The sequence below is a fragment of the Alteromonas stellipolaris genome (genome assembly GCF_001562115.1).
Taxonomy (GTDB): domain Bacteria; phylum Pseudomonadota; class Gammaproteobacteria; order Enterobacterales; family Alteromonadaceae; genus Alteromonas; species Alteromonas stellipolaris.
Map to the genome: position 1 here is coordinate 3854030 of NZ_CP013926.1, position 12284 is coordinate 3866313.

6 protein-coding genes are annotated in these 12284 nt (G+C 43.4%); all 6 read right to left on the minus strand.

Annotated elements, in window-relative coordinates; translation table 11 throughout:
• Window positions 1–30: 30 nt before the first annotated feature.
• Complete coding sequence (locus AVL57_RS16365; RefSeq protein WP_057789530.1) at window positions 31–3063, minus strand: TonB-dependent receptor; 3033 nt, start codon at window positions 3061–3063, stop codon at window positions 31–33.
• A gap of 51 nt (window positions 3064–3114) precedes the next feature.
• Window positions 3115–5832 carry a chondroitinase-B domain-containing protein gene (locus AVL57_RS16370; RefSeq protein WP_057789528.1) on the minus strand — a complete coding sequence of 906 codons (2718 nt, stop codon included), beginning with the start codon at window positions 5830–5832 and terminating at the stop codon, window positions 3115–3117.
• Window positions 5833–6268: 436 nt separating this feature from the next.
• On the minus strand, window positions 6269–7270 hold the full coding sequence (locus AVL57_RS16375) for a polysaccharide lyase family 7 protein (RefSeq protein WP_057789526.1): 1002 nt from the start codon (window positions 7268–7270) through the stop codon (window positions 6269–6271).
• Window positions 7271–7318: 48 nt separating this feature from the next.
• Entirely contained in the window at window positions 7319–8614 is a 1296-nt protein-coding gene (locus AVL57_RS16380; RefSeq protein WP_057789524.1) for an MFS transporter, read from the minus strand.
• 75 nt (window positions 8615–8689) lie between these two features.
• Window positions 8690–11011, minus strand: coding sequence for a polysaccharide lyase 6 family protein (locus AVL57_RS16385; RefSeq protein WP_057789522.1), 2322 nt, complete (start codon window positions 11009–11011; stop codon window positions 8690–8692).
• Between the two features lie 414 nt (window positions 11012–11425).
• Window positions 11426–12172: an SDR family NAD(P)-dependent oxidoreductase gene (locus AVL57_RS16390; RefSeq protein WP_057789520.1), complete on the minus strand. Its 747-nt coding sequence runs from the start codon at window positions 12170–12172 to the stop codon at window positions 11426–11428.
• Window positions 12173–12284: the final 112 nt, after the last annotated feature.

Sequence of the window (12284 nt, forward strand, 5' to 3'; positions counted from 1 at the left end):
CGCTTAATCAACCCTATCCGTTCACCACGATTAGTACTTCAAGCTAACGCCTGCGAATAAGCGAGGACCGTAATCGTTCACTTCACCTAGGTTACCTTGTACATAGTAATCCTGTGATTTAGGCGCACTGAATAGGTTAATGGCTTCAAGTTTCACGCGCACATGCTCGTTAACTTTGTAAGACATACGCGCTTCCCATACACCTACTTCATCTACATAACGTAAACGGGTACCGTTACTAGTGTAAGGTTGGAAGTACTCACTACGATACTTGTAGATAATAGCCGTATCTAAATCGCCAATTTGGTAGTAAACCTGAGTACTGAATACGTGCTCAGAGAAACCTGGTACGGAAGCTGGGTCAACAATACCTGCCGTTAACTGCGTGGTGTTACCGTCTACGTCAGTGATAAAGGTGTCACCATACAAACTGTCTTCAAACTCGAAGTCTGTGTCTGCGTAGTTGTAGCCTATTTTAACACCGATGCCGTTGTCCCAACGGTAAGCAATTGACGCTTCTAAACCAAAAATATCACTCTCATCGTCGGTAGTTACAGAGTTGGTCACTGGAAGTGCGAACTCTTGACCATCAATAACGAAGTTTTCTAATACTGTACGCTGTTGGAATCCACCTTGGAATTGCTTGTAGTACAAGCCAAACGCAAAGATTGAATCTTCGTTAGGATACCATTCGAAAGCAACATCATAGTTCCACGACATAAGCGGCTGTGTATCAGGGTTACCTGAACCGTTTACACCTACTAATAAATCTGCAAGTGACGTTGGCGCTAAGTCATCATCGGTTTGGAACGTACGGCTGTAACCTAAATCAGATGGATCGGCACGTGACATACCACGGTATATACCACCACGAATAAGAATATCATCGCTATAGTCCACAACTAAGTTGAAGCTTGGAAGCACTTCAGTGTAGTCACCGCCACCTTCAATTCTTTCGAGTGAGTCGCCACTCACTAAGCTAATAACACCTAGCTCGTCAGTAACAACGTCGAATGAGTTTCTAAAGCCCACTGAAGTAACTTCGGTATCTACAATACGCACACCAAAGTTACCACGAATGTACTTGTTAAACATTTCTGTATCGTAACTGGCCATCACGTATGCAGAGTTAGTTTTTTCAGTTACGTCGATAGTACCACTGTTTTCATACTCTACATCTGGGTAGCCAAACTCACCGTTTTGAGATGCAACTACAGCTTGTGAGAAACAAACGTTATCGTAAGTAGCCCAAGAAGAACCGCCACCAATTACATTGCCGTCACTATCGACATTTGTAATGAGGTCGCCATCTGACACACCGTCTAAGAAGTCCGATTCAGGAAAGTCTTTCTGACAGCTCTGCAATAACTCAAGTGCATCTGCATTTGCAGTATCTAGCGTAAACTCGTTGCGTGAACCATTACCTTGGCTACCACCATATTGAATGAAGCTCAGTTCAGATGTTCTCAAGCCTGCTTGAACACTGGTGAACACATCGCCACTTAGTGCATATTCAAAATCTAAACGTGCAGACTTAATTTCGTTATCGCGTGTATTTTCTCTATCGATACGAGTACGAAGGCTATCTGTGTAGTTAGAAATATCAGTAACATCGAAGTCAGTCACGGTGAAATGAGGAATATATTCGCCCATGTCCCAGCTAAAAGATTGTCTGTCAGCAGTTCTCGCACGGTTAGAGATTTGTAACTCTTCACGTGACGTTTTTGAATAAGCCAAATCCAATTTAACCGTCAGTGCATCAGTCGCATAGTGCTCGATGTTCAAGCCGTAACCGCGGTAGTTCTCTTCACGAGAGAATTGCTCACCTGAAGATTCAATGCGATCTTGTCCTTCCCAATGCAGAATACCGCCTACATCGTTTGTCACTAACGTAGGACCAGTAAGCCCAGGAATAGCACGTTTTTGTAAGAAGATTAAATCGTGACGTGATTCTTGTTGCGTTCTATCCGACACCTGCGCATCAAAGTTAATATCCCAAGACTCAGAAGGTTGGAATTGAAGCGCTAAGAATAGTGCATCACGTTCATCAGACGTTTCATTTTGACGGTAACTACGGCTGCTTCCAGTCCATGCGTACGGCGTACCATCGCTAACCGCTTTGCCTGTTTCAGGGTCGATAGCTGTATTATAACCTTGGTTACTGCTGCCACTAACTTGGTCTTCACAGTCACCGGCACTACTACGATAGAAACCTTCGTTAGTGTTAGTTGGGTCGTTCAAACACGCCCACAGTGAAGAACCTGTTGGGCTTGAACTTCTGTATTCTGCTTCTGGCTGACTGATATCTTGACGTTGCAAACCAAAAGAAATACCTAACGCTTGGCCGTTATCAAATTCAAACTGGTCTACGTAACTAAAGGTTCCACGAAAACCTAAATCACCTTGAAGTGAGTTGTCTACGTTACCTTCGTCAGGGTTGTAGTTAGTTTTAACTTCACCTTGAATACGTTGCTTGCCGTAATCTAGCGGCTGTACTGTTTCTAGTGAAATAACACCGGCCACACCACCTTCAATCATGGAGGCGTCTTGGGTCTTATAAATAGCCACTTTCTTCACAAGCTCTGAAGGGAACTGTGAGAAGTTTACCGAACGGTCACCACTACCATTTGTCGCTTCACGACCATTGATATGTGTAGCACTCAAAAACGGGCCAAGACCACGAATGGTAATTTCAGTAGCACCACCATTTTCACGGTGGGAAGCTGCACCAGTAATAGACTCTAGTGCTTCACCAATTGAAAGTGCAGGCAATTCACCAATATCTTCTGATGATAAACCATCAACAACAGTTGTTGATTCACGCTTGATAGCAATTTGGTCTTGAATTGTCTTTCGCGTACCAACTACGTCGATAACTTCGACGTCAGCCTGGTCTTCTTCAGTTACATTGGCTTCTTGAGCGTGAAGTGAAAATGCGCTGGTAGTGGCTACGCTGGCAATAATTGCAGTGCGTACCCACTTGGCCACAGGGCGAAGAGTGAATTCAGCATTCTCCACGTTATCACCGCTCAAGGTTTTACTCTGTTGTGTTTTCAACGACATTACGAGATCTCCGTTGTGTCTTTTAATATGTATAGGGCTGTGTGTGTTGTGTTATTCATTTTCTGCTGTCCATGTTGAGCCTACGCCCACATCAGATGCTTGAATGTAGTAAAGGCCTTTCGCACCAGCAATTGCTTGCGCACCACTTGCGTCTGTTTCGATAAGTGTGCTTTCAGCAACTACAAATTCAGGCACTTCTTTTCCATTTCCAGCAGGGTCTTGGTCAATGGCGCCATCGGTATCAAACTCGCCATTTCCATCGATATTTCTAATATCTACCCACTCGTCAGAGGTATCACCCGACATATAGCTGTCGCTAAAACCAAAGTTATTAGTGAGGGTTGATTCTGTATGGTTGATTAGGTCGCAGTCGTATTCGAAGGAATGGTCACTGAAACCACCGTCGGCATTAAGGTATAAACCTTCAGTCGAAGCGTCATTGTTCAAGCCATTTGCAATTAAGTTCGCGTCAAAGTCGATAACGAAAAACTGGTTACTAAGGCCGTATAGCGTTGTGGTTTCTGCTAAATCATCACAATCATCAACACCGGCTTTTGAACCAATTTCAGTACTAAAGACGATAGGTTGTAGCGAGTTAAGTACCGTATTGTTTGTAACGGTAAGCGATAGGTCGCCAGAACCGTCTAATACTGCTTGGTTACCAGAGTTTGGAACGCCGCCATCAGCTTGTGAGAATGGGTTTACCGTGAATACGATACCGCCAGCTTCTTTATTGCCGGAGCGAATACCAGCAATATAATTGTTAGTGATGGTGTGGCCTAATGGTGTTACTAACACGCCACTTGGTCTGTCGTCAGAGCTTGCAATGTCTGTGGTGCGAATAATGACATTATCACTAATGGTATTGAATCCACCGTCTTCTAGCGAAATACCACCACTAGCATCTACAATGGTATTGCCTTTAATCGTGGCACCTGACGTTTGAACACGCATTAGGCGGCGACCAGTAGTCACATTGTCAATCAAGTTATACTGGACAGTAAAATTAGCCATGTCGGCTGAATCGTCACCGGTAGTACTACCTAAGTTGAGTAACAGAAGACTAGAGTTGCCGAAGTTTTCATTCGGGCTTTCGCTAAACAAGTTATATTGAATAACGTGGTCTGAACCCGATGATGCCAATTTGATAACAGAACCTTCCGCAGCTTCTGTCCGGCCAGAGAACGTATTACGTTCAATAAGTGCGCCGCTACCTTTCACTACCATCCAATGGAAAGCGTCATCTGGGTAGTTCAACGTAGCTTGCTCATTACCCATGGTATTTTGCGAGAAAACGAAATTATCGCCTTCCGAGTAAATCATGGCTTCTTCGCCGCTATCACACGTTGAGCCTGAAAGTGTATCAATATCGGTAAAAGTTAAACCTGTTACCGCAGCGCCGTCAGCTGAGCTTGCAACGTGAATACAGAAATCGCCGGTAAAGGTAGGGGTTTCACCTTCAACCGCACGAAGTTCAATGCCACTGGTTAATTCAAGGGCTGCCATACCTGTATAGGTATTCGTATTTAGGCCTAGTACATCGCCATCAACTAAGCTAACCAGTGCAGATTCTAGTGCTGCAGCATCGCCTACCACTTGGGTATAAACCACAGAGTCTAGTGAGTCTGACACCGTGTCGGTGAACGAATCGTTATCCGTATACGCAGCGCTAACTGAAATAATCGCGCCGGCATAGGCAGTAGGTGTGAAGGTTTTAGTGTTTGAATCGGCAATTTCAACACCGTCCGCCGACCACGTGTATACCACGTTTGCTTCATCAATACCGTTATTGTCAGTAATTTCAGCTGTCAGAGTGGCACTGGCTAGGTAAGGTGCAGTACCCATAATTTCGATACTACCCGCTTGGTCAACCGCAACACTGGTAACCGGAATTGTTGGCGCAGACGTAATGTCTTCTTCAAAACCGTTGTCATCTACATAAGTCACTTGTACGGTAACTACTGAGCCCACTAGTGAGGCATCCACCACGTAGCTACTGGTAGTTGCTCCATCAATGGCCGCATCATCTGCATACCACTGGTAAGAGATATCGCCTGTCGCACCATCTTCATCAGCAATTTCGGCCGTAAGCGTATTGCCTACTGTCGGCGTACCCGTAATAACAACTGCGCCTTCAGAGTTAACTCGTGCCACTACATCCGTTGCCGCTGAGGTGACAGACTCACTAAAACCACGATCATCTTCGAAACTGGCATTAGCAGTAATTACCGTACCGAACTGTGCATCGGTAAGTTCTAATTCTGCAGTAACTTCATCTGCTATTTGCGTATCGTCCGCGAACCATGCGTAAACGATAACGGCATTTTCAATTCCGTTTTCGTCAGCAACGGTGGCTGTTAACGTTGAACCTACAAGTGCGTCGCCACTAAGCGTAATTGTCGCATCTGACGCAATAGCCATTACATCGTCAGTAGGGTCACTGATATGGGACTCATTAATACCACCATCATCGGTATAAAGGCCTTGAACTGTAATTGGTGAACCAATCTGATCATCGGTGAGTGTGAATGATGAAGAGTTAGCGCCTTCAATAGCAACACCATCAGCATACCAATAGTAGGTTACGGAGTTAGAAATACCATCTGGGTCGCTTACGGTTGCATTTAGTGTTTGACCGCTAATTGCTGTTCCCGCAAGGGTTATAGATCCTAATGTATTAGGGTTGTTATCTGTACTAACATCTGTACTAACGTCACAGCCTGTAATAGCTGCTGCAACTGCACAAAGTGCGAATGTTTTAAACTTCATAATGGCTCTATTCTCCGAGTTCTTGGTTTTGGCTATTGAGTAGTGGACCGCACCATATTATTACCAAATTAAAGAGTTATAGGTTACCAATTGAAATAACAGTAAGACAACATTGTTAACCTGTTGGCACATATAAACACAATAAAATAACTTTTGCCACCATTATCATGCCATTGCGATAACATTTGATTCACATTATTAATTTCAGATAGTATCAGCGCGGCTGACACCCTTCCGACAATGGTGAACACATTGTTATTACCAATTTATTTTTACTGTGAATGTTGGGTATAAAGCGGCAAGATGCACTCGCAAAGTAGTACTAAAAGTAAAGCGTGGTGCCTTGTGAAGTAGAATCAAGAAAAGTTGAATTGAGCAGAGCGAAGTGAAAAAGAGACATTACTAGGGTTAATAATACAAGCTTGATTACCCCTTTTTAATGTTGGTTCTCTAGATGATAAAAGGTGGCTTGTACGTAATCTTTATCTGAGCCGCTGTTGTTTTGATTATAAACACCCGCTTTAAAATACATATACTGGTTGTTTTTGTTATAACCACTTTTGCTCATGTCGAAGCTTTTGGTTAAGTTTTGTTTACCTTCACGGATTAAGGTGACGAATAAAATATTGTTTTTCACTGTAATTTTATAACTAAACTTTTCGTTGAGGGCTATGCCCTCTTCAGGATTTTCTAACGTGTGAGAGCGACTTCCCACCATGTTGACCCATACATCATCGCCGCCATTAATTTCATGAGCGAAGTAAATAGAGCCGTTGTCATTGCCCGGTAATTTGCGGTAGTACAGCCTAATAGGCTCATCATCGGTAGCATGAATTTGCCCAATAATCACTCGCCCTACTTTTTTCTCGTCTCCGGTAGTAGAAACGCGATTTACCGCAAGAGTTGCTTCTAGACTGCCTTCCACTGCCCCTGCTTTACGCTTGACTGAACCGTGCGCCGAATTAAGCACCCAATTGTTCTCGGTGATCCCCTTCGTTTTAATGCGGGTGTTACCTCGTCTGAGCATTTCTCGTAATTCAGTTCGTGCGTACTTGGTATTTTTAGATGTTTTTGCCCCAGCATTAGGGCAGGCAAATACCATTCCTCCGTCTGTAGACGTGTAAAAAAGCGGCTTCAATGCAAAACTATCGCTTAACGCTTTTTCATAAATGATGTCGGCTTTTAAATCTTTATTTAAATCGGTAGGGAGGCTAAGAGTCCAACTTAATAAATCAAAATTCTCACTTGGAGATTTTGAAGGGTCAAGTGAATTAAAATCACCAAGCAACTCCCCTTGGGGAAGTGCTTGATGTGATTCAGGAAGTATATGGGTAGTAGCCAGCGTTTCAGCCAGTGAATGGTTTTCTACAAGCGCACTACCTAGTGCTAATACCGTAAAAACCACACTGCGTAATAACCCTTTTGTTGCTGTTATCATATTCACTATCTACCCATTCGACTCAACCCAATTAACGCTGAGTGACGATTATCGCTTAGCTTCAACCGGTTCAATTTTCGGGCATAACACCCAAATACTCAGCGCAGCAATGATGGCAAGTGCCGCACCAATAACAAAGACCACTGTGTAACTGCCATCAGCAGTTAATGAAGGTACTGCGTATATCAAAAGCCCTGCCGCCAACTTGGCCGCCATACCCGCAAAACCAGCCAACGTACCCACCGACTTTCCGCCGAATAAATCGCTAGGTAAGGTTTGCACGTTTCCAATTGCCGTTTGAAAGCCAAATAGAATGGTGGCCATAATTAACACAGCAGCAACTTCACTGTTCGGGTTAGATAACATCAACAGTGCTGGCAACATAATTAAGCAACCCAGCGTAATCACTAACTTACGCGCTTTGTTTACCGACCAACCTGCTCCCAGTCTGTTTTGTGCAAGCAGTCCACCGAACCAAGCACCTAACATGGCACCTACATAAGGTACCCAACCATAAATAGCCAAGCCCTTCACATCCATGGCGTAAACTTCAACCAAATAGGTGGGGATCCAAACAATAAATAGCCACCAAATAGGGTCGATTGCCGCAGTGGCAATAATTACGCCCCAGCTTTGTTTATGTGATAACAACTGTCCAGTGGTAGGGGTGTATTCAGCAATAGCACTGCCATCTGCGTTGGTCGCTTCGTTTCTTTGACCTGTAAGAATGTACTCTCTTTCTTCATCTGTGATCCAAGGGTGTGAACCTGGCGGCGATTTAACCACGATGATCCAAGGAATAAGCCAAAGTAGCCCCGTGCAACCCACTATCACAAAGATTGCTTTCCAACTAAAAAACAAAGCAAGATAGGCAATGAGAGGAATGGAAATAATGCCGCCAATAGCTGCACCAGAGTTGAATATACCTTGAGCTAAAGCACGCTCTTTGGTGGGAAACCACTCAGCGTTAGCTTTTGCTGCACCTGGCCAGTTTCCTGCCTCTGAAACACCTAAAATGGCGCGGAACACACTGAATGTGAGTATTCCTTGTGCAAAAGCATGCAGCACGGTAGCCACAGACCAAATACCAATAGAAAGAACAAAACCTATGCGCGTTCCAACCCAATCAAACACTTTACCAAAAATAGCTTGACCGAAAGCATAGGAAAAAAGAAATACAATACTAATGATGCCGTACACTTCTTTTAATTCGGCATCTGTTTTATTGGGGTAAATTTCCTTTCCCATAAACGGCCACAATACACTAAGCGATTGTCTATCTATGTAGTTAATCACTGTTGCAAGTGCAACCAGTGCAATTACCCACCATCTCAAATTCTTCATGTTACTACCTTACCTAATATTACTTTGTCGTCATTTTTATAAACCGTACTGTCTAAAGCGTAAGCCCGCAGGGTGTCACTTCGACTGGTTCCCTTTTACCGTTGCCGTTGATGCCCCTTTAGTAAAGGTTTCGGTCACTTCAGGAAGTGGCGTAGAATCAAAGGTGTTATTAAGAATTTGTGTTTGTGGCTCACCTACCGTGTGATCGATAGTTACTAGCTTGCTATCCACAAACGTATTGCCACTAATTAGGCTTTGTTGCACACCCAATAGAAAAATAGAAGACTTGGATTTATTGCGTTTCCCCTTTCCAACATTCGATACATTACTGTCGGTTAGGGTGAAGTGCGGACCAAAGGTACTTTCATCTGTGCCGCCGCGATAAATTTTTGCAATGGCACCTTCAATGTTTGAAAAAGTAGAGTTTTTGATGGTGACGTATTCGGCATTGTAAATGCCTAAATCATCTTGCTCTTTGTCTAAACGCAGTACGTCACCCGTAATGTTTTGAAATACACTGTCAGTTATGTCGATGTTGTCGGCTAAGCTTCTGTAACCCGCATCGAATACATGAGAGGAGTGGTTCACGTTTAAATCGGTAATGTGCGTATTATGAATGGCAAGCTTGTGATTAAACAAGGTAGGCAACTTGGTGTTGCGGATAAGCACATTGCCTGCACTGTCAGGCGATTTTTTACCTGATATATTCAGCCCATCCAGTTTCAAGCTTCCCCCATCTTCAATTTCAATCATTAAAGAACGCATGGGGTACAGGGTAACTGAGCGAGGTGACTCTGCTTTTAGTGTTACTACACTTTTAACCTGCATCTGTTTGTTTAGTGAGTAACTTCCCGCTTTAAGCAGTATCGTGCTTCCGCTTTCTGCTTCGGCCACGGCACGGTAAAGCTCATCAGCAGAACTCACGCTAACGGTTTTACCGGAGTCAAAGTCAATGGGTAAGCCTGCTTTGTCATACCAGTTTACACCTGTGTTTTCTTTTAGCGTTGGGTTTAAAGATGCGGGTGCGCCAACCTCTAATTGCTGCGCTTGTTTACTTTGCAACAACCCATTTTCGCCTCGTACTAATTCGATATCTTTAACATCGAAACCTTCTGCTAATTCATCTTGCGGTAATTGGCTGGCAAGGTTATTTTTGAAGCTAATTCCTGACACATCGTCAAAAATTTTAAATGGATTTTCGCCGCTATTATTTACCACTAAGTTGTTCGCGAAACTACTATTGATAGGCGTCGCCGAGCGTTCTGCATCACTACCAGCGGCTAGGTTGATATTGTCCAAGTTCACTAAGGTATTGTTATCAATTTTGGCATTGTTAACTTGATGGTAGCGGTTAATAGATGAATTCGGCACACCATTCATAACGGTAAAACCACCACCAAATCTTATGCCTGTTAACCCTTCCATGTAGTTATTGCGAACCGTTTGGTCGGCATTGATAATGCGGATACCACCGGTGTGGTGTTTGCCATTACCAAAGAACACATTCCCTTCCACTAGGTTTCCATTGCCGTGGCGAAGGGTAAGCGTACCTCTGCTTTCAAAAAATACGTTATTTAAAAATTGGTTCTTGCCCGATTTATTCGAAATAATTTCTACTTCGCCATTACATCTGTCGAAATAGTTATTTTCAACAATCGTAAATGAGTCACTTAATGAGTATTTACTGGTACCAATGCGAAGGGTTTCACCACCATTAGAGCCCAAAATTGGACGAGGGCCAAAGTAGTTGTGATCGATACGATGATGATTTTGTTGGCTATCTTTCGTATTCAAGCGTACCGCCATCGTCACGCCCGCGTTACTTTTCCCTTCTAAATGACTGTGGTCAAAGCGGTTGTGTTTACCATACATAACAACCCATTTATCAGAGTTGAATTTGTCTGGATTACTGAACCCATCAATAACCACTTGAGTAACTCGGGAATGGTATGCAAGGTTATTGTCGTTCTCCTTAAACGATACCACTTCACCGGTAGGACTATATCCGTCTTTAAATACTAAGCCTTCTACGACAAGATACTCGCCCGCTAGTCGAAGGTTAGATAACCCTGATAATACGACACCACCGTTAGTCTGCGCTTTTAATGTAATGGGCTTTTCTGGTGTACCGACACCTTTGAATAAAATTTCAAAATCTTCCCAAACGCCATCAGCAAGTACAATGGTATCACCCGCTTTTAACGACTCAGCTTGTTTGAAAAATTGTTTCTTATTGGCAACTAAAATGCCATCCGAATGAGCTGCTTGTATCGAAGGGTTGGTGACGTCAGTGCCGGCATCATTTGCGCCAGCTTGTGGAGAAGTTGTATTACAGCCAGCAACAAATAGTAAGCTACAAGTGACTAAAACAGGAACAGAAAACACACTAGCATTCATGCAAACAACCTAAGTTATCTGAAAGACGACAATCGCCTTTATATGATTAAAGAAGGGGCTCTTCAAACACTTAACACTTGCATGAAACATAGCAGCGATATCAAATAAAGAGGTGCTGATTAGCGTCATGCCAAAAGTCAAAAATGTTTCAACTTGAGCCGAAAGATATTAGGTATCAATGTAACCAACCCCACAACACAATGTCAACCAGTTGTTAACTTTCTATATTACCAATTAATATACCTATTGATATTACCAAAGCTAAAAATAAATCTAAGGACATGATTTAATGAAATTATCTTAACTTCACAGTTGTAAACCAAGCAAAAATAAAAGCCTCTCAGAGGAGGCTTTTATTTAACTATCGGTAATAATTTATCAACATCTGAGTTGATAAAGTTTACTTGTCAACTGCTAGGAGAAAAGTAAACCACCATTAATATCCACATTATTGCCGGTCATATAAGACGCATCATCACACGCCAAGAATGCCACCAGCTTAGCGACTTCTTCAGATGTACCTTCTCGCTTAATACAGGTGGCTCCTGCTACATTTGAACGTACATTGTCTGGAGTGAAGGTGTCATGAAATCCGGTGGATATCATACCTGGGCAAACTGAATTCACGCGGATATCTGGCCCTAGCTCTTTCGCTAAGCCTCTTGTGAAAGTAGAGACAGCACCTTTAGATGTTGCGTATGGGATAGCGCCACCGCCACCGCCATCTCTTGCGGCTTGTGACGAGAAGGTAACAATTGAACTACCCGGTTTCATGTGGGGGATAACCCCTTGCACCATAAGGAACAAGGACGTTAAGTTTACGTCGAGTACTTTATGCCAATGTGCTAAGTCCATTTCTACTATCTTTTTACGTTCTACCAACCCCCCCGATACGTGGACTAGGCAGTCTATTGCCCCATAAGTCGACAATGTGGTTTCAACCGTATTATAAACATCAGCTTTTTGAGTGAGGTCGGCATGAATAGCAATGGCATTTCCTCCCGCAGCGACTATCCGCTCAACAGTGTCTTTCGCCCTGTCGGCACTTGCCTGATACGTAATAACAATATTAGCACCACGAGCAGCAAGCTCTACTGCACAAGCAGCACCAATATCTCTGCCACCACCCGCTACAATTGCAACTTTACCTGTCATCGACATTGTCTTATCTCCCGAAATTCATGTTTCTAAGTAAGTAGATATTCACGCGATAGGCTCGTTGATAGTAAACCAGTGAACTGGATGACTCGAATCTGTGGCGAAAACTGCTAGA

Excerpts from the sequence above, each read along its gene's own strand:
- AVL57_RS16365 (WP_057789530.1), bottom strand. The coding sequence starts at position 3,063 with ATGTCGTTGAAAACACAACAGAGTAAAACCTTGAGCGGTGATAACGTG.
- AVL57_RS16370 (WP_057789528.1), bottom strand. The coding sequence starts at position 5,832 with ATGAAGTTTAAAACATTCGCACTTTGTGCAGTTGCAGCAGCTATTACA.
- AVL57_RS16380 (WP_057789524.1), bottom strand. The coding sequence starts at position 8,614 with ATGAAGAATTTGAGATGGTGGGTAATTGCACTGGTTGCACTTGCAACA.
- AVL57_RS16390 (WP_057789520.1), bottom strand. The coding sequence starts at position 12,172 with ATGTCGATGACAGGTAAAGTTGCAATTGTAGCGGGTGGTGGCAGAGAT.
- AVL57_RS16375 (WP_057789526.1), bottom strand. The coding sequence starts at position 7,270 with ATGATAACAGCAACAAAAGGGTTATTACGCAGTGTGGTTTTTACGGTA.
- AVL57_RS16385 (WP_057789522.1), bottom strand. The coding sequence starts at position 11,011 with ATGAATGCTAGTGTGTTTTCTGTTCCTGTTTTAGTCACTTGTAGCTTA.